The sequence below is a fragment of the Nocardia sp. CA-119907 genome (assembly GCF_050955995.1).
GTDB lineage: Bacteria > Actinomycetota > Actinomycetes > Mycobacteriales > Mycobacteriaceae > Nocardia.
This window is the reverse complement of the sequence record NZ_CP192091.1, coordinates 8,319,753-8,343,541: the sequence shown is the minus strand read 5'-3', so window position 1 is coordinate 8,343,541 and position 23,789 is coordinate 8,319,753. Positions and strand designations below refer to the sequence as shown.

The following is a 23,789-nucleotide window of genomic DNA, read 5'->3' as shown; positions in this document are numbered from 1 at the left end:
GGAGGCACCTGATTGGATGGGGTGATGCTGCACGGTCTGTGGTCGCCGGGATCGGGGTTGCTGCTGTGGCAGGAGGCCCCGGTTGTCGCGCTGCCCGATCCGCTGGGCGCGGTGCTGGCGGTGTCGAAATTCCGGCATCGCGCGCAGGTGCTGGTCAACGGGGTGGAGGCGGAGACCGAGCAGGTTCGGGCGCATGCGATGGTGCCCGCTGCGGCTGCGGTGGCCTTGCGCCAGCGGCTGCCCGTCGAGGCGGTTTCGGGGGATCTGCGGTTTCTCGCGCATGTGGCGCACGGGGTCGAGCGCTGGGTGCGGGCCGGGCGGGTGGCACCGGAGCTGCGCCGGGATGACGGGCAGTGGTGGGTGCGATGGCGATTGGTCGGCGGGGAGCGGCAGCGCGCGTGGCTGGCGGAGTTGGCGGTGGCGATGCCGCCCGCACTGCGCGTCGCGGGGAAGCCCGCAATGCTGCTCGAGGATATGGTCACCGAGCTCGCCGATCCGATCGCCAGGGAGCTGATGGATCCGCCGCCGTCGGCGCATCCGCTGGTGGCCGCGCTGATCGATGATGCCGCCCTCGATGGCGGCAGCCATCAGCTCGCCGAGGTACTGGAACGCTGGCGGGCGAGTCTGACCGGGGATGAGCCGGAGTTGGTGCTGCGGCTGCTGGAGCCGGAGGGCGATATCGCTTTCGGCGAGGCCGATGTCGACGCTGATGCCGATGATTCGGTGGCGCTGTGGCGATTGCAGGTCTGTTTGCGCACCGACGGTGAGGCACCGAATCCGGTTCCGCTGCTGGGTGATCCGGTGCTGGTACGGACGGCGATCGAGAAGCTGGGGGAGGCGACGCGGGCCTATCCGCGCCTGCGTGACCTGCCGAACGATCCGCAGTCGATGGATCTGCTGCTGCCGACCCAGGTGGTCGCGGATCTGGTCGAGCACGGTGCGCACGCGTTGCAGGCGGCCGGTGTCCGGCTGCTGCTGCCGCGGGCCTGGAATATCACCGCGCCGACCATGCGGCTGCGGGTGGACAGCGCCGTCCCCGCCGCGGAGAGCACCGTCGGCATGCGCGGACTCGTCTCCTACCGTTGGGAACTCGCGCTCGGCGATACCGTGCTGACCAAGGCCGAAATGGCCCGGCTGATCCGCTCGAAATCGGATCTGGTGCAGTTGCGCGGCGAATGGGTGCAGGCCGACCACAAGATGCTGGCCGCGGCCGCTCGCTATGTCGCAGCCCATCTCGACGACTCCGAAATCACCTTCGCCGATCTGGTCGGCGAACTCGTCACCGGTCATGTCGAGAAGGTGCCGATCACCGAGGTCACCGCGACCGGCTGGGCCGCGGACCTTCTGGACCGGACCCGCGAACTCGAACCGGTCACCCCGCCGGTCGGCCTCAAAGCGCAATTGCGGCCGTACCAGGAACGCGGCCTCGCCTGGCTCGCCACCATGAGCCGCTATGGCGTGGGTGGAATCCTCGCTGACGATATGGGGTTGGGGAAGACGGTGCAGGTGCTCGCCCTGCTGGTGCACGAACGCGAGACCGGCCGCTCGCTGACCGAGGGCGCCGCCCGCACCGGCCAAGAGGTGCACACCGCGCCACCGGTCGCGGCCAACGAATCCGGGGATGCCGCGCAATACGTTGCGGCGGAAGTCATTTCGCTCAGCGCGGCGCGGCGCGGCGGAGCCGGACGGCTCGAGGGCCGCATCCGGCCGGACGATGGTGCACCGGGGCCGACCTTGCTCGTGTGCCCGATGTCGGTGGTGGGCAACTGGCAGCGCGAAGCCGAGCGGTTCGCGCCGGACCTGCGCGTACTGGTGCATCACGGCGCGGGGCGGCGGGTCGGCGACGAACTCGACGAAGCCGTCGCCGATGCCGATCTGGTGATCACCACCTATTCGCTATTGGCAAGGGACGCGGTCGAATTGGCCCGCCAGCAATGGGACCGCGTGGTGCTGGACGAGGCACAGCACATCAAGAACGCCGGGACCAGGCAGGCGAAGGCCGCCCGCGCGCTGCCCGCGCGACATCGGTTGGCGCTCACCGGAACTCCGGTGGAGAACCGGTTGGAGGAGTTGCGCTCGATTCTGGACTTCACCATGCCGAAGGTGCTCGGCAGCGCACAGACCTTCCGTGCCCGCTTCGCCGTGCCGATCGAGCGCGATCGGGACGAGAACGCGATCAGTAGGCTGCGCACCCTGACCCAGCCGTTCGTGCTGCGCCGAGTGAAGACCGATCCCACCGTCATCAGCGATCTGCCGGAGAAGCTGGAGATGACGGTGCGCGCCAACCTGACCGTCGAGCAGGCGGCGCTGTACCAGGCGGTGGTCGACGACATGATGGCCAAACTGAAGGATGCGAAGGGTATGGCGCGCAAGGGTGCCGTGCTCGGCGCGCTGACCCGGCTCAAGCAGGTCTGCAACCATCCCGCGCATTTCCTCGGTGACGGTTCGGGTGTACTGCACCGGGGCCGCCACCGCTCCGGCAAGCTCGCACTGGTCGAGGACGTTCTCGACGCGGTGCTCGCGGACGGCGAGAAGGCATTGCTGTTCACCCAGTTCCGCGAATTCGGTGATCTCATCGCCCCGTATCTCATCGAGCGCTTCGGCACCGCGATTCCCTTCCTGCACGGCGGGGTTCCCAAGAAGCAGCGCGACACCATGGTCGAGCGATTCCAGGAGCCGGGCGGCGCGCCGCTGATGCTGCTATCGCTCAAAGCCGGTGGCACCGGACTGAATCTCACTGCGGCCAATCATGTTGTGCACCTGGATCGCTGGTGGAATCCGGCGGTCGAGAACCAGGCCACCGACCGGGCCTTCCGGATCGGTCAGCAGCGCAATGTGCAGGTCCGCAAGCTGATCTGCGTCGACACCATCGAGGAGAAGATCGACGAAATGATCAGCGGCAAACGCCAACTCGCCGATCTGGCCATCGGCGCCGGCGAGAACTGGATCACCGAATTGAGCACCGACGAGCTGCACCAGCTCTTCGCCCTCGGCGCCGAGGCGGTCGGCGATTGAGCCCCTTCGAGGATTACCGCAAGTACGGCAAGCGCCGTCCGGTCAAGGGCGGGGTGGAAGCGCGCAGCCGCCGTGGCGGATTCGCGCGCACCTGGTGGGGTAAGGCGCTGATCGAGGCGGTCGAGGCAATGGCCGAACCCGGTCGCCTGGCGCGCGGCCGCACCTACGCCAGGGCCGGGCAGGTGGTGAGCTACCGGATCGAGCCGGGTGCGGTCACCGCGGAAGTGCAGGGAAGTCAGCCGCGCCCGTTCACTGCGGTCTTCGCCATTCGGCCGCTGCGCGATGAGGAGCTGGAACTGCTCGTCGAGACCATCCGGACCGCGCCCGGCGTGCTCGCCGAAATCGCCTCCGGCGCTTTGCCGATCAGCCTGGGCGAACATCTGCTCCCGACGACGGCCGCGGACCTCGACTTCTCCTGCACCTGCCCGGACCCCGGCTGGCCCTGTAAGCATGTGGCGGCGGTCTGCTATCTGCTCGCCGAACGTCTCGACGAGCGTCCCCGCGAAATCCTCACCCTGCGCGGCCTCGACCTGGATACGCTCGTTGTCGGCATCGAACGCGATACGCGCCCGGTGGTATCCGACGATCCCTACGGCGATCGCACGCAGTTGCCCGACCTGCCGAAGGTCGAATTCCGTCCAGCCATCGATGATCTGGATCCGATACTGCTGCGCCGGGCGCTGCGGATGATCGCCGAGGACGAGCCGATGGCCGCGGCCGGGCTGCGCGATCTGCGCGCGCTCTATGACGCGCTGGATCGTTGATCGCGGTTCAGCGCCGTTCGACGGGACCGGCCACCAGTACGGCCGCGAAACACAGTGTCGCGAGGCCGGATACCGCGATCACCGGTTCGGGAAAGTAGAGCGCCGCAATCCAGCACAGTCCACCCGCTGTCGCCACACAGATGGCATTGAACAACGACCAGCGGGCGATCAACTGCGGCGCGGCGCGGACCGCGCCGATCACCAGCAGCCCGAAAAGCATTCCCAACAAACCCATTCCGACGCTGTAACCGGTATCGAGATCGAAGACGCTGATCTGCCTGCCACCGTCGAACAGCGCGGTCGTCGTGCTCCTGGACAGTTCGTTGATCACCTCTTCGCCGGCGGAGTCCTCGCCATTGAAGGTGTGCACGACGAGCAAGTGTGCCGCTCCGATCAGCCCGACGAGTGCGGCACCCGTGATCTGAACGGGTGCGGCCCAGCGGGCGGATCTGCTGGCGGTGGGTGCGGACGATGTGGTCATCGCGGTCATCGCGACCTCCGTAAACGCGAAATTTTGGGCGAGTTCCAGAACAGAACAAAAATTATGTTATAGGCTGGTGATCGTGGCGGGCAAGACTTCATGGCTGGAATCAGGGCTGGTGATCCTCGGCACAGCCGGGCCGACCGGGCTCACGATCGACAAGCTGGTCGCGGCGACCGGACTCAGCACCGGATCGTTCTACCACCACTTTTCGGGCATGCCCGGCTACAAATCCGCGCTGCTCGGTTACTTCGAGGAGCAGCACACCACGCGATATCTGCGCGAGATCGAGGCGGCCGACCTCGATCCGCGCGGTCGGCTCGAACTGCTCATCGATCTGGTGCTCGAGGATGACGAACCCGCCAGTATCGAGGTGGCCGTGCGCGCTTGGGCGCTGGACGATCCGATCGCCGCCGCGGCGAAGGAACGCGTGGACAACACCCGGCTCGGTGTCCTGCGCACCCTGCTCATGGACTGCGGATACGCCGAGGACGCGGCCGAGGAGACGGCGCAGATCCTCTACCTGCTCGTACTCGGCGCGGGCAATGTACTGCCGACCGTGCCCCCCGAACGGTTGCGCATCCTCTGCCGCCGGGTCCTGTCATGACCATCGATGATCTCGGCGCAACCGTCGCGATCGGCCGTTCGGTTCGACGGGTGGTGTCGCTGGTTCCGTCCCTGACCGAAGCCATCGCGGTGAGCCGTCCCGAAATCCTTGTCGCGGTGACGGATTGGTGTACGCATCCCGCCGATCTGGCCGTCGAGCGGGTGCGCGGCACCAAGAACCCGAATGTGCGCCGAATCATCGAACTCGCGCCGGATCTGGTGCTGTGCAATCAGGAAGAGAACCGGCGCATCGATGTCGAGCGCCTGCGCGATGCGGATATACCGGTGTGGGTCACCAAAATCGAGACCTTGGAGGAAGGCTTCGCCTCGCTGCGCCGACTATTCACCGAAGCATTGGGCAGTGATGTGCCGGATTGGCTCGGCGTAGCCGAATCGTCCTGGGCTACAACACCTCCCGAACCGTGGCGCAATGCGGTGATCCCGATCTGGCGCAATCCCTGGATGGTTGTCGGCCATGACACCTTCACCGGCGACCTGGCCGCGCGCCTCGGCCTCCGGCTCGTACACGCCGACCGCCCCGGGCGCTACCCACACATTGCCGAGGACGAGTTGACCCGCGATGTCGAACTCGTCCTGCTTCCGGATGAGCCCTACGTATTCACCAGATCGGATGGCCCCGACGCCTTTCCGGGCCTTACGGTTGCCCTGGTCGAAGGCCGCAGCCTCACCTGGTACGGGCCGTCACTCGCCACGGCCCGAGACACATTGACCCGCCAGATCGGCGAGGCCTTCATCGCCTGAGGACGGTCAGTCGAGTTCGTAGTCGAACCAGATGTGGTGCACGCCATCGCTGTCGACGGTGAGGCCGCCGGTGCCGGAGATACCGTTCAGCTCGCCGGTGCCGCTGGTCGGGACAATGGTGAAGAATTCGGCGGTGCGATCGGAGCCGTGGGTGCTTGCCGAATGCGCGAAGTTGAAACTGCCCGCGCGATCGTGCAGCGCGCCTTCGAACGACTCCATGGCGACATAGGTCCCCGTACCCGTCGCCTGGTCGAAGGCGGCGGTGAACAGGGTCGCGGAGCGTCCGGTGATCTCACCGGCGTATTCCTTCGAGATGGTGGCGATGCCGACCGGCAGCGCGGTGGTGACGGCCGGATCCGGCACGACGTCGGTGGGGACGAAGGAGGCGACGGCGAAGGTGCCGGTTGCTTTCATGGGGCAGATGGTAACGATCGGCACCGACAATCGGCGGATTCATCGCACTGCGCACCGCCCGACGGCCATCGGCGAATCAGGATTCGATCCGATAGGTCCGCTGGGCGTTGGTGCGGAATATCTGTTCGAGTTCCTGGTGGCCGCCACCGCGCTCGGCGATCGCGGTGGCGATGATCTCGACGCTGTCGGGGATGGTCGTTATCGGTTTGTCCACTGGGAAATTGGATCCCCAGAGCAGCCGCTCGGGTCCGAAGACGTCATAGGCGTGCGCGAAGAGCGGGCGAATTCGGTCCAGTAGCACGGGAACGGGGGTCGAAGTGCCGCGTCGTGGGACCGGGTGGCCGAGCACGGGCATCATGAGGCCGCTGACTTTGGCCACCACATTGGCATTTTCGGCGAGCGCGGTGAGGTCGTCACGCCAGCGGATGAACAATTCCCGGCGCTGGCTCGGATTGGCGCCGGTGTGTTTGCCGATCGGACCGAAGATGCCCGCCGGGGTGGCGAGATGGTCGAGCACGATCGGCACCTCTGGATAGCGCTGGGCCAATGCGGTCAGATCCGGTAGTGCGTGCGAATACAGCCAGGCTTCGAAGGTGAGCCCGCGCTCGGCGAGCAGTGCGAAGCCGTTCAGGAATTCCTTTGTGGTGAGCGCGCTTTCGATCTTCGTGTACGGCCGCACGCCCGCATCGGGGTGATGCGCCACATGCGCGCGAATGCCGCGCAGCAGCGGTGCCGCGGCGGTGTGCGCATCGAGGAGTTCGGCGAAATCCGGTGCCGCGGGATCGGCGGCGCCGATGATCGCGCCGAGGCCGGGATTGTCGCCGCCGAATGGCAGCCCGGCCACCCACGCCGTCTCCTCGGACTTGTCCGGCCCGGTCCACGCGACCTCGATGTGCACGATCGCCTCGACCGGCAGGTCAGCGGCATCCGCGCGATAGTTCGCCGGCAGGTATTCATGCGCGTAAGCCGAAGGATCCCCGACGAATTCGCGATCCTTACGCGGTGCCAGCCATTTGGCCACATCGATCGGTAGCGGCACCGCCCGGAACACCTTCGCGACCGGGCTGAATTCACGGGGCGTGGTGAATGGGTCCCATTGATGAATATGCGCGTCGATTATCCGGATGTCCGATAGCGCCATGTCCGCCGTCCCCAATCGTGTCGAAGCCCTGATGTCGCGATTGTCACATGGGCGTATTCGGTCGCGTTCGCAATCAGCGGGACCCGTACGCGGACAGGAAGGTCCGCACCGCCGCGTCGGCGATATCGCGCTGTTCGGCCGCGCTCACCTCGCGGGTGCCGAGCCGGGACCGCGCCTCCAGTGGCGCGGTGAGCAGGGCGAGCAGCTGTTCGGCGGCCTGCGCCGGATCGTTGGTCCGCAGACGACCGGAAAGGGCGAGTCGAGCGAGCCGATCGGCCAGCGCCTCGGCAATGCGTCGCGAGGTGCGCTCCAGCACGGTGTCGGCCAGGTCGGGGAAGGCCGCGAGCTGCGCGTAGGTCAGCGCGCGCAGCGAACGGGCGCGGTCGTTCGAACACTCGGCGAGCAGCGCTCGCGCCGTCGCGGTGAGGGTGGCGGCGAGGTCGTCGCCGGGTTCGCGGAGTCGGTCGATGATCGCCAGGGTCTCGGCGGATACGGCATCGGCTGCGGCGAGTACGGCCTGCCGGAACAGGGTCTGCTTGTCATTGAGGTGGTTGTAGACGGTCGGCTTGGCGACACCCGCCTCGTCCGCGATCTCCTGCACGCAGGCCTTGTCGTAGCCGCGCCGCGCGAAGACGGTGAATGCGACGTCCAGGATCGCCTGCCGCTTATCGATGCGGCCGCGCGCCGCCGTCGTTCCCGTCACTCCTGCATGTTAGCGCCTGACACGTCCTCGAATGAACTCACGGGTTCACTCTTGTAAATTGACCAGTCAGTTATCTAGATTGAACTCATTAGTTCAAAACAGGAGGCATCCATGATCGTTCATCTGCTGCGCTTCGGTTTCCGTGCCGAGACCACCGAGGAACAGAAGGCCGAGGTGCTCGCACTCATGCAGCGCACGGCATCGGTTGGATCGGTCTCATTCGCTACCGTCGGCCAGAATCTGGGCGACGTCGGCGAGGGGCTGACCCACGCCTACTGCGTCGGCATCGAAGACTTGGCGGCGCTGGAGCGTTATCTGCACGATCCGGTGCACCTGGCCGGTGATCCGCAGATCATCCCGCACTTCCAGAAGGTCGCCATCGGACCCGACGTATCGGATGACCCGGATCCCGAACTGCGCCGCAAGATCATGGCGCTGCACGAGGCGAAGTTGGCGAAGTACCCAGAGTGGGCGCGTCAGATGGATTCGATTCCGGAGGTGCGAATCTTCTGAGCGCCCCACCTATTTCACACGTTGCGGCGGTACTGGCCGCCGACGGTGAAGAAGGTGTCGGTGATCTGCTGCAGGGTGCAGACGCGGGCGGCGTCCATCAGGACCTCGAAGATGTTGTCGTCGGTGCGGGCCACCGCGTCCAGGCGGGCGAGAGCGGCGTGTGCCGCGTCGCGATGGTTGTTCTGGAATTCGCGCACACGCTTGAGCTGTGATTGCTTCTCCGCTTCGGTGCCGCGCGCCAATTCGATGACCCGATGCGGTTCCCCGTTCGGGTTGCGGAAGGTATTGACGCCGATGATCGGCAGTGAGCCATCATGTTTGCGGTGCTCGTACCGCATGGATTCATCCTGGATCTTGCCGCGCTGGTAGCCGGTCTCCATGGCGCCGAGGACTCCGCCCCGCTCGCTGATGCGATCGAATTCGGCGAGTACGGCCTCCTCGACGAGATCGGTCAGTTCATCGATGAGAAAGCTGCCCTGGAGCGGGTTCTCGTTCATCGCGACGCCCCACTCGCGGTTGATGATGAGCTGAATGGCCAGCGCACGGCGCACCGATTCCGCGGTGGGCGTGGTCACCGCCTCGTCATAGGCATTGGTGTGCAGGCTATTGCAGTTGTCGTAGATGGCGATGAGCGCCTGCAGGGTGGTGCGAATGTCGTTGAAGCTCATCTCCTGTGCGTGCAGTGAGCGGCCCGAGGTCTGGACGTGGTACTTCAACTTCTGCGAACGATCGTTGGCGCCGTAGCGATCTCGCATGGCAATCGCCCAGATCCGCCGGGCGACCCGGCCGATGACCGAATACTCCGGATCCATGCCATTGGAGAAGAAGAACGACAGGTTCGGTGCGAAGTCGTCGATCTCCATCCCCCGCGCGAGATATGACTCGACATAGGTGAATCCATTGGCCAGGGTGAAGGCCAGCTGGCTGATCGGATTCGCACCGGCCTCGGCGATGTGATAGCCGGAGATCGAGACCGAGTAGAAATTGCGAACGCCGTTGCGCACGAACCATTCCTGGATATCGGCCATCATGCGCAGGCTGAATTCGGTGGAGAAGATGCAGGTGTTCTGGCCCTGGTCCTCTTTGAGGATGTCGGCCTGTACGGTGCCGCGCACCGTCGCCAGGGTCCGCGCGGTGATGTCGCTGGCCTCCTCGGCGCTGGGCTCGCGGCCCTCGGCGGCCGAAAAGCGTTCCAGTGCTTGGTCGATGGCGGTATTGAGGAAGAAGGCCAGGATGGTCGGGGCCGGGCCGTTGATCGTCATCGAGACCGAGGTGGTCGGCGCGGTCAGATCGAAGCCGTCGTAGAGCGCCTTCATATCGTCGAGCGAGGCGATGGAAACACCCGAGGTGCCCACCTTGCCGTAGATATCCGGACGTTCGGCGGGGTCGTGACCGTAGAGCGTCACCGAATCGAAGGCCGTGGAAAGCCTGGTCGCCTCGGCATGTTCGCTGAGCACCTTGAACCGCCGATTGGTACGGAACGGATCGCCCTCGCCCGCGAACATCCGCGCGGGATCCTCGTTATCGCGCTTGAATGCGAAGACGCCCGCGGTGAACGGGAAGCGGCCGGGTAGATTTTCCGAACGCAGGAACCGCAGCAGTTCACCGTGGTCGGTGAATCGGGGCAGCGCGACGCGCGGAATGGAATTGCCGGACAATGTCTCCCGGCGCAGCGGGGTATGGATCTCGCGATCGCGGACCCGCACCACCTGCTCCTCGCCCCGATAGGACTCGGCGAGTACGGGCCAGTCCGCGAGCAGTGCGGCATTATCGGCATGCAGTGCGGCGCGCGCCTTTTCGGCCAGCTCGGCTACCGCGGTCTCCTCGGGCAGTTCGGCCGCCACTTGGTCGAGGCGCTGCACGCGTTGTGCCGCGACGATTTGTTCGGCGGTCACGGCGTGGTAGTCACGCACCGTTTCGGCGATCTCGGCGAGATAGCGCACCCGGGCAGGCGGAATGATCTGCGCGAATCTGGTGGAGGCGCGAGTGTTCACCCTCGGAAGTACGCCCGGCTCCATGGGCAGACCGCGCGCGGCGAGCAATCCGGTGAGGTGTTGGTAGAGCGCGGTGACCCCGTCATCGTTGAAGGTGGCCGCGCTGGTGCCGAATACCGGCATATCCCCGGGAGACTTCGCGAACTCCTCGCGATTGCGTATCAGCTGGCGCGATACGTCCCGCAGTGCGTCCTCGGCGCCGCGGCGCTCGAACTTATTGATCGCCACCACATCCGCGAAATCCAGCATATCGATCTTCTCCAGCTGGGAGGCCGCGCCGAATTCCGGTGTCATCACATACATCGCCACATCGACGTGGTCGGTGATCGCGGCATCGCCCTGGCCGATTCCCGGGGTTTCCAGGATCACCAGGTCGTATCCCGCTGCTTTGCAGGCGGCCACGATGGCATCGATATTCTGCGGCAATTCGTGGCCGCCGCGAGTGGCCAGTGAACGGAAGAAGATGTGCTCGCCATCGAGGGCGTTCATCCGGATGCGGTCGCCGAGCAGCGCACCGCCGCCGCGCCGTCGGGTCGGATCCACCGCGAGAATCGCGACCCGCAGTTTGTCCTGCTGATCCGAACGCAGACGGCGCACCAATTCGTCGGTGAGCGAGGACTTTCCGGAACCGCCCGTGCCGGTGATGCCGAGGACCGGCACGGTGCGGGCGGCGGCGGCCGTCGCCAGGGCCTGCCGATCGGATTCCGGCAGCGTGTCCTGCTGCAGGCAGGTGATCGCACGGGCGAGTGCGGCCCGCTCACCGGCGAGCACCGCGTCCAGCACCGGCGGCTCGGTGGCGAGATCGATATCGCAGGCACGAATGAGCTGATTGATCATGCCGGGCAGGCCGAGTCGCTGGCCGTCCTCGGGGGAGAAGATGGTGACACCGGATTCGGCAAGTCGCGCGATCTCCTCGGCGACGATCACCCCGCCACCGCCACCGAAGATCCGAACATGGTCGGCCCCGGCCTTTTTCAGCGCATCGGCGAGGTATTCGAAGTATTCGACGTGCCCGCCCTGATACGAACTCACCGCGACGCCTTGGACATCCTCGGTGAGCACCGCGTCGACGACCTCGCTGACCGCGCGATTGTGACCTAGGTGAATGACCTCGGCACCCTGCGCCTGCAGAATCCGCCGCATGATGTTGATCGCGGCATCATGCCCGTCGAATAGCGCGGCCGAGGTCACGAATCGGACGGGATGGGTGGGCGTGTGGAGCGCGGTGCTATCGGCCACGGGGTCCTCCGGGGGAGATCCTGTATGGCGCCCGATACTAGGACGTCAAACTAATTCTACGGTGATGGCGGTCACAGCGCTAGGTGAACGCGCCTCGACGACTACTGGCGGGCTGCTCGAAAGAGGGAGCCGCATGGCTGCCGAATAATTCGGTTCACCGTGACCGCAACTCGCGACATTCGCCCGGACTCGAGTTCCGATGGACAGTGGCGGCGCCCTTCGCGGGCTCCTCGGTTCGGACGAATTCGCAAGGTGGTGCATCGAAATGAATGCAGATGTGTCGCGCGAGGCTCCGAAGTCCGGTGCTGTCCGACGGTGGATCGCCGAGTGCGTCGACCGGATCGCATGGTGGTGCGAAATCGGCTCCGGAGCTTGGACCGCGGTGGAGGCACCGGCGGTCGCGACCGGTATGCGCGATGCCGTCGCGGTCGCGGCGATCGCCGAATTCGGTCCGCCGACCAGGCCGAACGTAGGCCAGCACCGCCCACACCGGCTGGTCGCACGGGGGTCGTAGTTCGCTCGGCGGTTGCCGTGGGATCGATCACACTCCGGCCGCGCCGCTATTTTACTTGGACATCCAACTATAGGATGCCCGTAGATCGCGCGATGCGCGGCGTCGACTACGAGAACAGGACTGGCATGGTTCGCGAACTGACTCATTACATCGGCGGACAGCATGTCGCCGGGGCCTCGGGCAACTTCGGCGATGTCTTCGATCCGAATACCGGCGAGGTGCAGGCGCGGGTGCCGCTGGCGTCCAAGGCCGAGGTCGATGCCGTCATCGCGAATGCCGCCGAGGCGCAGCAGGTGTGGGCCGCGTTCAATCCGCAAAAGCGGGCGCGGGTGCTGATGAAATTCCTGACGCTGGTGCAGGACGAGATGGATTCCCTTGCGGCCCTGTTGTCTTCCGAGCACGGCAAGACCATTGCCGATGCCAAGGGCGATATCCAGCGCGGCATCGAGGTCATCGAATTCGCGGCGGGCATCCCGCATCTGCTCAAGGGCGAGTACACCGAGAGCGCGGGCACCGGCATCGATGTCTACTCCATGCGTCAGCCGCTCGGCGTGGTCGCGGGGATCACCCCGTTCAACTTCCCGGCCATGATCCCGCTGTGGAAGGCCGGCCCGGCGCTGGCATGTGGAAATGCCTTCGTGCTCAAGCCATCCGAGCGCGACCCGTCGGTGCCGCTGCGACTGGCCGAGCTGTTCCTCGAGGCCGGTCTGCCCGCGGGTGTGTTCAACGTGGTCAACGGCGATAAGGAAGCGGTCGACGCGATCCTGCACTCGCCGACCGTCAAGGCCGTCGGCTTTGTCGGCTCCACCCCGATCGCGCAGTACATCTACGAAACCGCCACCGCGAACGGCAAGCGCGCGCAATGCTTCGGCGGCGCCAAGAACCACGCGATCGTCATGCCCGATGCCGACCTCGACGATGTCGCCGACCAGCTGATCGGCGCGGGTTACGGCTCGGCGGGCGAGCGCTGTATGGCCATCTCGGTCGCCGTCCCGGTCGGCCAGGAGACCGCGGATCGCCTGCGCGAGAAGCTGATCGAGCGGATCGCCAAGCTGAATGTCGGACGCTCCGACGACGCGGGCGCCGACTTCGGCCCGCTGGTCACCAAGGACGCGCTCGGCCGGGTCGAGAACTACATCCAGATCGGCATCGATGAGGGCGCCGAACTGGTGATCGACGGCCGTGGCCTGGCGGTGGACGGCGGCGAGGGCGGTTACTTCACGGGCGCGACGCTTTTCGACCAGGTCACCCGGGAAATGCGGATCTATAGGGAGGAGATCTTCGGTCCGGTGCTGTCGATCGTGCGTGCCAAGGACTACGACGAGGCGCTCGCCCTGCCCAATGAGCACGAGTACGGCAATGGTGTCGCAATCTTCACCCGCGACGGTGACACCGCGCGCGATTTCGCCGCCCGCGTCCAGGTCGGCATGGTCGGCATCAATGTGCCGATTCCGGTGCCGATCGCGTACCACACCTTCGGTGGCTGGAAGCGCTCCGGTTTCGGCGATCTGAACCAGCACGGCCCGGATTCGATTCGCTTCTACACCAAGACCAAGACGGTCACCCAGCGCTGGCCCGCCGGTCTGAAGGACAGCAACCACTTCGTCATTCCGACGATGGACTGACCGAGCGATCCGACGAGAGGTTGACGATCGTGTTCGCACTCGATGACGACGAGCGCGCCATCACCGCGATGGCGCGCGACTTCGCCGACGAATATCTCGCCCCGAACGCCCTGGAATGGGATGAGCAGAAGCACTTTCCGGTGGATGTGCTGCGCAAGGCGGGCTCGCTCGGCATGGGTGGCATCTATATCGGCGAGGATGTCGGTGGCTCCGGACTGCGCCGGCTCGACGCCGTGCGCATCTTCGAGCAGCTGGCCACCGGCTGCCCCGCCATCGCGGCGTATATCTCCATCCACAACATGGTTTCGTGGATGATCGACAGCTACGGCAACGCGGAGCAGCGCAACCACTGGCTGCCCCGACTGACCTCGATGGAATGGCTCGGCAGCTACGCGCTCACCGAGCCGGGTGTCGGATCGGATGCGGCAGCCCTGAGTACCAAGGCCGTTCGCGACGGTGACGACTATCTGCTCACCGGAGTAAAGCAATTCATCTCCGGTGCGGGCAGTACCGATGTGTACGTCATCATGGCGCGCACCGGCGATGCTGGTGCACGCGGGATTTCGGCGTTCATTGTTCCGGCCGATACTCCGGGGATTTCGTTCGGCGCCAATGAGAAGAAGATGGGCTGGAATGCGCAGCCCACCCGTCAGGTGATTCTGGACAACGCCAGGGTGCCCGCCGCCAATATGCTCGGCATCGAGGGCAATGGCTTCCGTATCGCCATGAACGGACTCAATGGCGGCAGGCTCAATATCGCCGCCTGCTCGCTCGGCGGCGGCCAGTCGGCGCTGGACAAGTCGGTGGCATACCTGGCCGAGCGCAAGGCCTTCGGCAACCGACTGCTGGACAATCCGGCACTGCAATTCCAGCTCGCGGATATGCGCACCTCGCTGGAAGCCGCACGGACTCTGCTATGGCGAGCCGCGGCCGCGTTGGATGCCGATGCCGATGACAAGGTCGAATTGTGCGCCATGGCAAAGCGATTCGCCACCGACGCCGGATTCGAGGTCGCGAACAAGGCGCTGCAATTGCACGGCGGGTACGGCTACCTGGCCGAATACGGCGTGGAGAAGATCGTCCGCGATCTGCGGGTGCACCAGATTCTGGAGGGCACCAATGAAATCATGCGGGTGGTCGTCGCCCGCTCGGTGGTAGGAGCAGCATGAACGAGTCCGAAGTCATTATCGACAAGCGTGACGGGCTCGGTCTGATCACGCTGAACCGGCCCAAGGCCATCAATGCGCTGAATCATCCGATGGCCCTTGCCATTACCGCCGCATTGCAGGCCTGGGTCGATGATGACGAGGTGCAGACCGTCGTCGTCACCGGTGCGGGAGAGCGCGGTCTGTGCGCGGGCGGCGATATCGTCGCCATTCACAATGACGCGAAAAGCGGTGCCACCACAGCCGATTCGGCTACCGGTGTCTTCTGGCGCGACGAGTATGTGCTCAACGCATTGATCGGCCGCTATCCGAAGCCGTATGTCGTGGTCATGGACGGCATTGTGATGGGCGGCGGCGTCGGACTCTCCGGCCACGGCAGCCATCGCATCGTCACCGAACGCTCCAAGATCGGCATGCCCGAGGTCGGTATCGGCTTCGTCCCCGATGTCGGCGGCACCTACCTGCTCGCCCGCACCCCCGGTGAAATCGGCACGCATGTCGCGTTGACCACCGCGCGGATGAGTGCCGGTGACGCCATTGCCGCGGGCTTCGCCGACTACTACGTGGCCTCGGAAAACATTCCGGCACTGCTGGAAACGCTGCGTACCGAGACCGCCGAGATCGCCATCGCCAAATTCGCCACGGACGCACCGGAATCCGGACTCCTCGCCCAGCAGGACTGGATCGACGCCTGCTACAGCGCAAATACCGTCGAGGAGATCGTCGATCGGTTGCGGTCGCACGGATCACCGGAGACCGCCAAGGCGGCCACCGAACTGCTCGCCAAATCGCCTGTGGCGCTCAAGGTGACGCTGCGTTCGCTGCGCGCCGCCCGCGCCGCGACAAGCCTCGAGGCGGTGCTGAACGAGGAGTACCGGGTGTCGATCGCCGCGCTGTCCTCGCACGATCTGGTCGAAGGCATTCGCGCGCAGGTGATCGATAAGGACCGCAATCCGCAGTGGTCGCCCGCGACGCTCGCCGATGTCACCGCTGCGCAGGTCGACGCGTACTTCGCCGAATTGGGCGATAGGGAACTGGGTTTGCCGCAGCGGAGTGCGCGCGGCGACCGGACAACACCGGAGGAAAGCAAGTGACGAAGAAGATCGGTTTCCTCGGTCTCGGCCATATGGGCGGGCCGATGGCCGCGAACCTGGTCAAGGCCGGCTATGACGTCCTCGCCTTCGATCCGGTCCCCGCCGCACAGGAGCAGGCGCGCAAAGACGGTGCCACCGTGGTGGATTCGGCCGCCGCGGCCGCCGCTGGCCGCGATGTCGTGATCACCATGCTGCCCAACGGCAAACTGGTTCTCGACGTCTACGCCGACCTGCTGGCCGCCGCCGATGCCGGCACCCTGTTCATCGACTGCTCCACCATCGATGTCGCCGACGCCAAGGCGGCGGCCGTCCTCGCCAGCGATGCGGGTCATCGCGCACTGGACGCCCCGGTCTCCGGCGGTGTCGCGGGCGCTGCCGCCGGCACGCTGACCTTCATGGTCGGCGGCGGCGAGGCCGACTTCGCCGATGCGCTCGACGTGCTCCAGGTGATGGGTGGCAAGGTCGTGCACTGCGGCGGTTCCGGCGTCGGCCAGGCCGCCAAGATCTGCAACAACATGCTGCTCGGCATCTCGATGATCGGCCTGTCCGAGGCGCTGGTCCTCGGCGAGAAGCTGGGCCTGAGCCACCAGTCGTTCTTCGATGTGGTCTCCACCGCCTCCGGCCAGAGTTGGGCGCTGACCAACTACTGTCCGGTCCCGGGTCCGGTGCCGACCAGCCCGGCCAATAACGACTACCAGCCCGGATTCGCCACCGCGCTGATGACCAAGGACCTGGGTCTGGCCGCGAACGCCCTGCGCGATAACGGCGTCGACGGTCAACTCGGCCTGCTCGCCGCCGAGATCTACGCCCGTTTCAACCAGGCGCAGGCGGGAAGGGACTTCTCCGCTATCGTCACGGATATCCGAGATAGGACCAATAACAGCAGGTCAGGGGCTTAGGCTACTGGCCGAACCGGACCGAAACCGTCAGATTACCGTCATTTTCCGGGTACAGGCTCTCCAGCGCCTCAGCGTTGTCGACGGCGGCGCGCTTGTACCCCTGACGGTCGATGTAGTGACGGGTAGCCATCGAGGACCCCTCCGAGTGACCCAGCTGGGCACTGGCACGCTTACTGTCGCCCGTCTTGCCCTTCACCTCGGTGGCTACCGTGTCACGCAGATTGCCCCACGTCATCCAATCCAAGCCCGTCCCAACGCGCAGGCATTCCAACGCATAACCTGCAACATCCGGAGCGATCGGCTCACCGCTGAGCGTGAACATCAGCGCGGTCTCATCGGTCGGCGCACACACCAGTTTCCACGCCCTCAGTTCACTCGTGAGCCATCGAGGAAGCGTGACGTAGTACGAGTCACCCGCCTTGCGGCCATCCTGCCTATAGGGCTTCCTGCCGACCGGTTTCACGATCGTGCCGCAGATATGCGCCACCGCTCTTTCCACGGTGTCATCGTCCAGGTCCGGGATGTCCATCCAGCGCAACGCGAGACCCTCACCCGGGCGCACACCAGTACCCAGGACGGTCAGGCCGAACGGCAGCACATAGTCATGATTGCGCGGCGTTCTTCCCTTGTCGCACAACAGTTTCACGAACTCGGCACGGCTATCCACATCGAGCGCGCGTTGCCCACCACCGTTCAAATCCGGCCGCGGCACCAACCGCATCGGTGAATCGTCGTACAGGCCCTGCAAGGTCAACATCCTGAATACAGCGGTGAGGATCGTGTGATGCCGCAACGCCATGCCTGGAGCGATCTCCGCGATATCCGCTACATACGAGGCCAATTCGGATGGTCGACCAACCTCGGCGATCGTGAACGCACCGAGCTCGTTTTCGAGCTTGATCGCATCCTCTTTCGCTCGCGGACTGTCACTCGGATAGATCGCAGTGCGGTAGAGGTAGTAACTGCGTTCCTTGATCTCGCCCTTCTCGAATCTTTGCCGAAGAACATCAGCGTGATGCTTGAGGACCGCGCTCATTTTGTCAGTCGGCTTGAACAGCACGGTCTTTCGAGTCCGCCGCTTGCGCCGCACCGATCCCTTGAACCGGTTCTTCTCGAAGTTCTCCCAGAACGCTGCCATGCACAGATCACGCGTCGGACCACTGCCGGACGACCGCACATACTCACCATTGATCGCCCGGTGACGTACCTCGCTCAGCCGCCAGACACCATCAGCGCCCTTCACCGGCTGGAGCTTGTCCTTCGGCGGATAGCCACCAGGTTCCAGCGCTTCACGAGGCATTACGCTGCCTCCGCCAACAGTGCATCCTCATACGCGACGACATCAGCCAGCGCATACCGAACGTAGCCACCGACCTTCACGAAACGCGGACCCTTGAGCGGCACCGATGCGGCCCAATTCGCCAAGGTCTTGGGCTTGATCCGCCATCGTTCGCCAAGCTCGTCACGAGTCAGCCAAACCCGCTCATCACTCATCGCTGCCCCTTCCTACGCTGCTTCCTGGATTGCCGAAACTTCTTGTGCCCCTGGTAGGTCCGTTATCTGGGCCATCGCTGCGAGGTAATCGGGTTGCCAGAGCGAGCGTTGAGCGACCGCGGACATGATCAGCTGTTCACGCGACGGCACATCGGGATCACTCGGTTCGGTCAGTCGCACTACCCACTTGCTGGCTTGCTCAGACTTGGCGATGCCCACCGCGGCAAGCACTTGCCGAACGAATTCGATGCGATCCGCCTTGTGATCGGGCAAGGTCTTGTTGCTCCACCGCCGCGACACCAGCACCCGCCGACCACGCAAGCCGAGGGTGTCCCGACGATGGGCTTTGCCCTTGCAGCGGCCCGGCTGAGTCTTGGCCGTAGCGTTTTTCGGGGCGATGCCATAACGCAGCCACACCGCACACGTGGGTGAGCACGGAGTGCGCTGCAGCTCGTGGTGCAGCCGTTCATAGTGGCGACGGGTGCGTTCGTTCGGTGCATCGAGAACCTCACCGATTGATTTGGTGAGGTATTTAGTCAGGTAGCCGATCAGCTTCCGAGCATCCTCACCGGCAAGTACACCCTTGGCCTTACCTGGACGTACGGGACCATGCTCCCCATCAGCGTCGAGGGCCGCGCCGTCATCATCGACGCCAATGTCCTTCGTGTCCGACTGCACACCCCAGCGGATGACGTGCGCGGGTTGCTGGTCATCCATTTCCTTCATACGGGCCAATGCTTCATCGAAGGTAGGCAGCGGCACCGGCTTCCCGGTTTCGGGATCGATCTCGTCCGGATCCACGAATCGGCCGGCGGGGTAGTCCCAGACCGGCATCCGGTCGTCGGTGTAGACCTCGTGGTCGAAATGCGGCCACCACACCGAGTGATAGGTTCCGGCGAAGATCTGATTCATCAGCTCGTGCGGATCGGTTCCCCGGGCGGCGATATGGATGTGCGGGGCCCCGCGGCGTTGGGGTTCCACGGTCGCGAAGTACTGCACATCTCGCCCGGTTCCGCGCCGCCAGTTCTGGGAGGTGCGATCCCACAGCATCGGGAAGAACATCGCGTCACGTGCCGCGCGCCGGTAGTCGTAGGTGTCCGGATTGATCGGCGAACCGTCCCCGCACACCTCGCCCTTGCGGTTCACCGCGCCGTCACGATGGCACGCACCATAGGAGGGCAGCGTGGCCGTCCTGAACGTCGACGGGCGATGCTTACCAGCGAATTGACGGCCGATCGTGGCCTTGTCGACCTTCCTGCGTGGCAGGTTCGGCATGTCCTGGCGACGCTTGGTCGAACGGGACCGGCGAGGTTTCGTCTCTGCGTCGATGCCCGGGATACGGCCTTGGAGCCCCGACTCGCGCAGTTCCCGATCCAGGTCAGTGATCACGTTGCGGAAGCCCTGCGCGGCGTCCTCGTCGCCGGATTCGCGGGCCGCTTTGTAATTGGCCAGGAAATCAGCGCGAGCGGTCAGCACGGCTTGCTGATGTTCGGTCGGGGGCTTGCGATCGCTGACCGGTTCGGTTTCCATGTGCCAGCCCTCACCGCACTGGGTGACCCGCAGAGCACAGGCCTTGGCCGCACAGGCGGGGCAGTCCGATTCCCGGGTCGATTTGCACGCCGCGGCAACGTATTTCGACTCACCGGTGTCGGGGTTGAACGCGCGCATCGGGATCGGCCGCTTGCACACACCCCACTTCTCCGCCGCCGCTTCAGCGATATCGACCAGGTTCGGCATAGCCCGTCGCTCAGCGGCCGTCTCACGAGCCGATTCGATCGGTGCCGCGGTGTTGGTAGTCATCAGGCAGCATCCTTCCGCCAACGGTCTCCGTTGATGGGCGGCAAGGCGATGGGTTCGGCCAGCGAATCACCATGGCGCATAAGCAATTCCACGGTTCCGGGGCCAGTGACGTTCGCACGGCATTCTTGTGCGCCGAACGCGTGAGCGAGGTGTTCGACACGGTTCTCGAAGTCGGCGGGGCAATGGCCTTCCAGCATCCGCACCCGAAGCCGATCCGTAGACTGACCGACCTCGACAGACAACAGTTTCGGGACGAGTGTCCAATCCTCGCGAGTGATGTCCAGGTGGCAGGCTTTCGCGAGCCGAACCCACCGACGCCGGTAACGGAACCAAGCCAGGAACCGGGTACGTGCACGTCGGGTCACCCACCGCTCGAACATCTCCGGACGACTGCGCCGCCACAGCATGATCCCCGCGGCGGACACCCCGACCACCACGACACCCACCGGCCAACCCATCAACACCCCCACCGTGACCGCGACCGCGAGCGGGATCGAGATCATCGGGAACAACACCGCCCACCACGCCGTCACACCGGCAGCGATAAACACCCACCACGCTGTGTTGAGGATCGCGAGCCCGATCAGGTCGAACAGGTCGGATTTGCTTTGCTTGGTGTTCATCAGGCCACCGCCTCGAACAGGGCCATTCGGCCGGATGGATCGGTCAGGTGGGTGCGCAGTTGCTCGCCGATGTGTTCGGTGTAGGCGGGTGGGATCGCTTGGCACAGTTCGTCACCGCTCATCCAGTCGATACCCATCGCCTCAGGTCCGACGTAGCGGCCGACATCGCCGGTCACCGAGATGTGCCAGCCTTGCGCCCACCGTGCACGACGTTGACGGGTAGCCGTGCGGATGACGTGCTTGGGATGGGTCGGTGGACGCAGCGGGATTCGGCTTTCGAATCGGCGGTGCCGGTAGGTACGCAACCCGAACATGCCACCGCACAACACGATCGAGTGATCCCGATCCAACGGCGCTGCCATGACGTTCTCGATCACGTAGGGCTTTCCCAGCGCGTCCAACGCCGAGCGGGTAGCCGCGACCAGATCCGGATACTCCAGATGCGGAGACAGGGCGTGCAGCGGGCTGTATGCCTGGCACGGTGGTGAAGCGTGGATGACATCGAACTCCTCGCCGTGAGCGGCCAAGAACTCCAAAGCGTCAGCGACATGGTGTTCGAACGGATAACGCGGTTGGGTGAGGATGTCGACGCCGACGACCTCGAAACCGGCACGGTGGTAGCCCATCGCGGCACCACCCGCGCAGGAGAACAGATCCAGCAGCCGCGGTGTGCGGTTCATGACTTCTTTCCTTCGGGTAGGTCGAACAAGCTCAGTTGGCCCCGGCACGGCGCGTGTAGATCGGTTTTGCCGCGCTTACGTCGGATGCTTGCCGCGGCGGCAGCCACGATCGGATTCACTGGCCGGACTTCGGGTCTCGTCTTGTCGCTCATGCCGCCCCCGTTCGATCGGTGAGGACATGGACCGCTGTAATCGGTTGATGCTGCTGGCCTTTCGCTGTCAGGGCTTCGGTGATCGCGCCTCGCAGTACGGCGAGGACCGCGACCGCGTCATCGACGGTCATGACCAGGTGCGCGACGGCTTTGAATCCCGCTTCGCGATGGAAGGTCAGCTGCACGTCGCCGTCATAGGTGGTGTCGCCACTGAACTGGGCGAACACCTCGCAGCGTTCCCTGATACGCCCCTCATCGACCACGACACCGACGCGGTAGAAGTCGATACCGCGGCCCGGTTTCCAATACCCGCTCATGCCGCCCAGCCCCAATCGGAGTCGTCGCCGTCGATGTCGAGTGCGTCATCCCAGCCGGGAAGGTCCCCGGTCTCGGCGAGCAGACGCACCGCGACACCGATCGAGTCCAGACCGGAACGCTCCAGGTGGCAGCGACGCACGGAGCGGACATGCACGACGGCGTCGAGCTCGTCACGGTCCTGGTCGCGGTTGATGTGATTTTTCATGGCAGATCCTCGATTTCGGGAATCCCGCACACGTCGCAGGTACGGGAACGGGAAGCGATGCCCAGCAGTCGCGTGACGCTCTGCCAGGAGTCGGGAAAGGTGTGGCCGTTGGCCTCGCAGCGGGCAGCGGCACGACAGCCGTCGCAGATGACCTTGTCGCCGTCGTAGAGCCAGCCCATACCCGCGCAGTGAGCGTTGAGGTGGTTCACCGCTTGATGTACGGAGTCGAAGCACGCACCTTGGGCGTTGTCGGAGTAGATGTCTCCGCAGACATCGCAATAGATGACGACGTGGCATTCGGTCACGAATCCTCGTTTCATGCCGCCACCGGCCCTTCATCGTCACCGAGGTCATCCGGATCGAAATCGCTGTAATCGGTTGTCAGAGGAGCGATTTCATGGCACGGCGCGTAGTCGCGCACCAGTTCGGAGATACTGTCGTCAGAGACCCAGTAGAAGCGGATACGCGTCAGGTCCCGTGAACCGTCCTGTTCGATGTAGCCGACACCGGGTGTGGCATCGGAGATCTCATCGGCACGAGCACCCCGGTCACGGGCACCGGACCCGAAGACCATGCCAACCTGGTTCGGTTCATCCAGGCGCAGAGCGATCCGAATCGGGAACAGTTGCCGTTGCGGCATGTTCTCTTTCGAGGGGTCCTGCACGAACGCCCACACGCTCATCGCGGTAGCGCGAGCCTGAGTGAGCAGCAGGCCGAGCTGTTCTTCGAACGCGATGCGAGTGTCACGGTCGGCGTAGGCCGACAGCGCTGCCGCCTCATCCAGCAGGATCAAGATGAGTGGTTCTTCCCTGGTCGGGATGTGCTTGCGCAGGCCAGCGGCGTGCAGGTTGGCTTGGCGTTTCTGCATCACGCCGACCGCCTCTTTCAACAAGGCGAGGATGTCTTCGACGGAGTTGTAGGCGAAGCGGACGAACAGATCCGACGCGGGACCGAACTCGACACCGCCCTTCGGGTCGATGCACCACACATCCACCAAGCCGTCACGGATGGCCGGAGCCACACCAGCGAGGATCGAGTAGGCGACGCTGCCCTTACCGGAGCCGGTAGCCCCCGCACACAGGCCGTGGGTGCCCAGGATCGGAATCGTGCCGATATCGCCGTCTTCGGTGATCCCGACCGGGACCGCTTGCAGGTCCACGCCGTTGTGAACCCCCGACGCCGTTGTCGGTGCCGAGAGCGTGTCGAACACCCTCAGCTGCAAGCGAATCCAACCGGGAGCAGGTGACAACGCTGTCACCTTCGGCACACCGAGAACATGAGCGAACGCATCCAAGGTCTTGTCGTTGGCCCAGTCCTTACGCGATTGACCAGCCAGCATCAGGAACTCGACATTCAGGCCGTGCGGGGCGTAGTCGTAGGACTCCAACGGCGGGAACCCGGCATCGATCGAGCCCAAGCCGAGGGCTTCGAGCATCCGGCAGGTCTGCCTCAGATCAGCGAGCACGAACACCGCTGGCCGCAACTCCACCGGAGCCGACGCGACGATCTGCTCATGGGTCAACTCAGCCGGTCGACGCACCGTCACACAGGAACGGACAATCGCCGCGGTCACGCTCATCGTGAAAC

General features: G+C 64.9%; 24 protein-coding genes. 10 read left to right on the top strand and 14 right to left on the bottom strand.

Features of this window, described 5'->3' with window-relative positions:
• The first annotated feature begins 24 nt into the window (after positions 1–24).
• A complete protein-coding gene (locus ACQP2D_RS37710; protein WP_433680688.1) occupies positions 25–3,015 on the top strand; it encodes a DEAD/DEAH box helicase in 2,991 nt (996 codons plus the stop codon).
• On the top strand, positions 3,012–3,779 hold the full coding sequence (locus ACQP2D_RS37705; RefSeq protein ID WP_433680687.1) for an SWIM zinc finger family protein: 768 nt from the start codon (positions 3,012–3,014) through the stop codon (positions 3,777–3,779). Before ACQP2D_RS37710 ends, ACQP2D_RS37705 begins: the two co-directional genes overlap by 4 nt.
• 7 nt (positions 3,780–3,786) lie before the next feature.
• Here ACQP2D_RS37705 and ACQP2D_RS37700 read toward each other — a convergent pair whose 3' ends face one another.
• Complete coding sequence (locus ACQP2D_RS37700) at positions 3,787–4,269, bottom strand: LIC_13387 family protein (RefSeq protein ID WP_433680686.1); 483 nt, start codon at positions 4,267–4,269, stop codon at positions 3,787–3,789.
• Between the two features lie 73 nt (positions 4,270–4,342).
• Here ACQP2D_RS37700 and ACQP2D_RS37695 point away from each other — a divergent pair, with 73 nt between their 5' ends.
• Complete coding sequence (locus ACQP2D_RS37695; protein ID WP_433680685.1) at positions 4,343–4,867, top strand: TetR/AcrR family transcriptional regulator; 525 nt, start codon at positions 4,343–4,345, stop codon at positions 4,865–4,867.
• Positions 4,864–5,628 (top strand): helical backbone metal receptor, encoded by a 765-nt coding sequence (locus tag ACQP2D_RS37690; RefSeq protein ID WP_433680684.1) that lies wholly within the window; start codon positions 4,864–4,866, stop codon positions 5,626–5,628. The genes ACQP2D_RS37695 and ACQP2D_RS37690 overlap by 4 nt, the downstream gene beginning before the upstream one ends.
• A gap of 6 nt (positions 5,629–5,634) precedes the next feature.
• Here the strand turns inward: ACQP2D_RS37690 and ACQP2D_RS37685 are convergent, their stop codons facing one another.
• The 3 genes from ACQP2D_RS37685 to ACQP2D_RS37675 form a co-directional block, all read right to left on the bottom strand.
• Positions 5,635–6,042 carry a DUF3224 domain-containing protein gene (locus tag ACQP2D_RS37685; protein WP_433680683.1) on the bottom strand — a complete coding sequence of 136 codons (408 nt, stop codon included), beginning with the start codon at positions 6,040–6,042 and terminating at the stop codon, positions 5,635–5,637.
• Between the two features lie 76 nt (positions 6,043–6,118).
• Positions 6,119–7,183, bottom strand: coding sequence for an amidohydrolase family protein (locus ACQP2D_RS37680; RefSeq protein WP_433680682.1), 1,065 nt, complete (start codon positions 7,181–7,183; stop codon positions 6,119–6,121).
• 73 nt (positions 7,184–7,256) lie between these two features.
• Positions 7,257–7,886 (bottom strand): TetR/AcrR family transcriptional regulator, encoded by a 630-nt coding sequence (locus ACQP2D_RS37675; RefSeq protein ID WP_433680681.1) that lies wholly within the window; start codon positions 7,884–7,886, stop codon positions 7,257–7,259.
• Between the two features lie 111 nt (positions 7,887–7,997).
• On the opposite strand from ACQP2D_RS37675, the gene ACQP2D_RS37670 reads away from it, so the two are divergent.
• The gene (locus ACQP2D_RS37670) at positions 7,998–8,399 is read left to right on the top strand and encodes a Dabb family protein (RefSeq protein ID WP_433680680.1); all 402 of its coding nucleotides are present in this window, start codon (positions 7,998–8,000) and stop codon (positions 8,397–8,399) included.
• Between the two features lie 14 nt (positions 8,400–8,413).
• Here the strand turns inward: ACQP2D_RS37670 and icmF are convergent, their stop codons facing one another.
• A complete protein-coding gene (icmF, locus tag ACQP2D_RS37665) occupies positions 8,414–11,632 on the bottom strand; it encodes a fused isobutyryl-CoA mutase/GTPase IcmF (RefSeq protein WP_433680679.1) in 3,219 nt (1,072 codons plus the stop codon).
• 265 nt (positions 11,633–11,897) lie between these two features.
• Between icmF and ACQP2D_RS37660 the strand changes: the two genes are divergently transcribed.
• The 5 genes from ACQP2D_RS37660 to mmsB all read left to right on the top strand — a co-directional run bounded on the left by ACQP2D_RS37660 (position 11,898) and on the right by mmsB (position 16,930).
• Complete coding sequence (locus tag ACQP2D_RS37660; protein ID WP_433680678.1) at positions 11,898–12,146, top strand: hypothetical protein; 249 nt, start codon at positions 11,898–11,900, stop codon at positions 12,144–12,146.
• A 125-nt stretch (positions 12,147–12,271) separates the two neighbouring features.
• Positions 12,272–13,771 (top strand): CoA-acylating methylmalonate-semialdehyde dehydrogenase, encoded by a 1,500-nt coding sequence (locus ACQP2D_RS37655; RefSeq protein ID WP_433685885.1) that lies wholly within the window; start codon positions 12,272–12,274, stop codon positions 13,769–13,771.
• Positions 13,772–13,800: 29 nt separating this feature from the next.
• The gene (locus ACQP2D_RS37650; protein WP_433680677.1) at positions 13,801–14,940 is read left to right on the top strand and encodes an acyl-CoA dehydrogenase family protein; all 1,140 of its coding nucleotides are present in this window, start codon (positions 13,801–13,803) and stop codon (positions 14,938–14,940) included.
• A complete protein-coding gene (locus tag ACQP2D_RS37645; protein WP_433680676.1) occupies positions 14,937–16,031 on the top strand; it encodes an enoyl-CoA hydratase/isomerase family protein in 1,095 nt (364 codons plus the stop codon). The genes ACQP2D_RS37650 and ACQP2D_RS37645 overlap by 4 nt, the downstream gene beginning before the upstream one ends.
• On the top strand, positions 16,028–16,930 hold the full coding sequence (gene mmsB / locus ACQP2D_RS37640; RefSeq protein WP_433680675.1) for a 3-hydroxyisobutyrate dehydrogenase: 903 nt from the start codon (positions 16,028–16,030) through the stop codon (positions 16,928–16,930). The genes ACQP2D_RS37645 and mmsB overlap by 4 nt, the downstream gene beginning before the upstream one ends.
• A 1-nt stretch (position 16,931) precedes the next feature.
• On the opposite strand, the gene ACQP2D_RS37635 is transcribed toward mmsB, so the two are convergent.
• The 9 genes from ACQP2D_RS37635 to ACQP2D_RS37595 all read right to left on the bottom strand — a co-directional run bounded on the left by ACQP2D_RS37635 (position 16,932) and on the right by ACQP2D_RS37595 (position 23,781).
• On the bottom strand, positions 16,932–18,230 hold the full coding sequence (locus ACQP2D_RS37635; protein WP_433680674.1) for a site-specific integrase: 1,299 nt from the start codon (positions 18,228–18,230) through the stop codon (positions 16,932–16,934).
• Positions 18,230–18,424, bottom strand: a complete 195-nt coding sequence (locus tag ACQP2D_RS37630) for a helix-turn-helix transcriptional regulator (protein ID WP_433680673.1) — start codon at positions 18,422–18,424, stop codon at positions 18,230–18,232. Before ACQP2D_RS37630 ends, ACQP2D_RS37635 begins: the two co-directional genes overlap by 1 nt.
• 12 nt (positions 18,425–18,436) lie before the next feature.
• Complete coding sequence (locus ACQP2D_RS37625; RefSeq protein WP_433680672.1) at positions 18,437–20,224, bottom strand: replication initiator; 1,788 nt, start codon at positions 20,222–20,224, stop codon at positions 18,437–18,439.
• Positions 20,224–20,847, bottom strand: a complete 624-nt coding sequence (locus ACQP2D_RS37620; RefSeq protein ID WP_433680671.1) for a hypothetical protein — start codon at positions 20,845–20,847, stop codon at positions 20,224–20,226. The genes ACQP2D_RS37625 and ACQP2D_RS37620 overlap by 1 nt, the downstream gene beginning before the upstream one ends.
• Complete coding sequence (locus ACQP2D_RS37615) at positions 20,847–21,527, bottom strand: DNA methylase (RefSeq protein ID WP_433680670.1); 681 nt, start codon at positions 21,525–21,527, stop codon at positions 20,847–20,849. The genes ACQP2D_RS37620 and ACQP2D_RS37615 overlap by 1 nt, the downstream gene beginning before the upstream one ends.
• A gap of 148 nt (positions 21,528–21,675) precedes the next feature.
• On the bottom strand, positions 21,676–21,996 hold the full coding sequence (locus ACQP2D_RS37610; RefSeq protein ID WP_433680669.1) for a hypothetical protein: 321 nt from the start codon (positions 21,994–21,996) through the stop codon (positions 21,676–21,678).
• Positions 21,993–22,202 carry a hypothetical protein gene (locus ACQP2D_RS37605; protein ID WP_433680668.1) on the bottom strand — a complete coding sequence of 70 codons (210 nt, stop codon included), beginning with the start codon at positions 22,200–22,202 and terminating at the stop codon, positions 21,993–21,995. Before ACQP2D_RS37605 ends, ACQP2D_RS37610 begins: the two co-directional genes overlap by 4 nt.
• Positions 22,199–22,522, bottom strand: coding sequence for a hypothetical protein (locus ACQP2D_RS37600; protein ID WP_433680667.1), 324 nt, complete (start codon positions 22,520–22,522; stop codon positions 22,199–22,201). The genes ACQP2D_RS37605 and ACQP2D_RS37600 overlap by 4 nt, the downstream gene beginning before the upstream one ends.
• Positions 22,519–23,781: an FtsK/SpoIIIE domain-containing protein gene (locus ACQP2D_RS37595; protein ID WP_433680666.1), complete on the bottom strand. Its 1,263-nt coding sequence runs from the start codon at positions 23,779–23,781 to the stop codon at positions 22,519–22,521. Before ACQP2D_RS37595 ends, ACQP2D_RS37600 begins: the two co-directional genes overlap by 4 nt.
• Between the last annotated feature and the right edge of the window lie 8 nt (positions 23,782–23,789).

What these genes read in the sequence shown, in the direction of transcription:
- ACQP2D_RS37710 (WP_433680688.1), top strand. Translation starts at nt 25, where the DNA reads ATGCTGCACGGTCTGTGGTCGCCGGGATCGGGGTTGCTGCTGTGGCAG.
- ACQP2D_RS37700 (WP_433680686.1), bottom strand. Translation starts at nt 4,269, where the DNA reads ATGACCGCGATGACCACATCGTCCGCACCCACCGCCAGCAGATCCGCC.
- ACQP2D_RS37690 (WP_433680684.1), top strand. Translation starts at nt 4,864, where the DNA reads ATGACCATCGATGATCTCGGCGCAACCGTCGCGATCGGCCGTTCGGTT.
- ACQP2D_RS37685 (WP_433680683.1), bottom strand. Translation starts at nt 6,042, where the DNA reads ATGAAAGCAACCGGCACCTTCGCCGTCGCCTCCTTCGTCCCCACCGAC.
- ACQP2D_RS37680 (WP_433680682.1), bottom strand. Translation starts at nt 7,183, where the DNA reads ATGGCGCTATCGGACATCCGGATAATCGACGCGCATATTCATCAATGG.
- ACQP2D_RS37670 (WP_433680680.1), top strand. Translation starts at nt 7,998, where the DNA reads ATGATCGTTCATCTGCTGCGCTTCGGTTTCCGTGCCGAGACCACCGAG.
- ACQP2D_RS37660 (WP_433680678.1), top strand. Translation starts at nt 11,898, where the DNA reads ATGAATGCAGATGTGTCGCGCGAGGCTCCGAAGTCCGGTGCTGTCCGA.
- ACQP2D_RS37655 (WP_433685885.1), top strand. Translation starts at nt 12,272, where the DNA reads ATGGTTCGCGAACTGACTCATTACATCGGCGGACAGCATGTCGCCGGG.
- ACQP2D_RS37645 (WP_433680676.1), top strand. Translation starts at nt 14,937, where the DNA reads ATGAACGAGTCCGAAGTCATTATCGACAAGCGTGACGGGCTCGGTCTG.
- ACQP2D_RS37635 (WP_433680674.1), bottom strand. Translation starts at nt 18,230, where the DNA reads ATGCCTCGTGAAGCGCTGGAACCTGGTGGCTATCCGCCGAAGGACAAG.
- ACQP2D_RS37630 (WP_433680673.1), bottom strand. Translation starts at nt 18,424, where the DNA reads ATGAGTGATGAGCGGGTTTGGCTGACTCGTGACGAGCTTGGCGAACGA.
- ACQP2D_RS37625 (WP_433680672.1), bottom strand. Translation starts at nt 20,224, where the DNA reads ATGACTACCAACACCGCGGCACCGATCGAATCGGCTCGTGAGACGGCC.
- ACQP2D_RS37620 (WP_433680671.1), bottom strand. Translation starts at nt 20,847, where the DNA reads ATGAACACCAAGCAAAGCAAATCCGACCTGTTCGACCTGATCGGGCTC.
- ACQP2D_RS37615 (WP_433680670.1), bottom strand. Translation starts at nt 21,527, where the DNA reads ATGAACCGCACACCGCGGCTGCTGGATCTGTTCTCCTGCGCGGGTGGT.
- ACQP2D_RS37610 (WP_433680669.1), bottom strand. Translation starts at nt 21,996, where the DNA reads ATGAGCGGGTATTGGAAACCGGGCCGCGGTATCGACTTCTACCGCGTC.
- ACQP2D_RS37605 (WP_433680668.1), bottom strand. Translation starts at nt 22,202, where the DNA reads ATGAAAAATCACATCAACCGCGACCAGGACCGTGACGAGCTCGACGCC.
- ACQP2D_RS37600 (WP_433680667.1), bottom strand. Translation starts at nt 22,522, where the DNA reads ATGAAACGAGGATTCGTGACCGAATGCCACGTCGTCATCTATTGCGAT.
- ACQP2D_RS37595 (WP_433680666.1), bottom strand. Translation starts at nt 23,781, where the DNA reads ATGAGCGTGACCGCGGCGATTGTCCGTTCCTGTGTGACGGTGCGTCGA.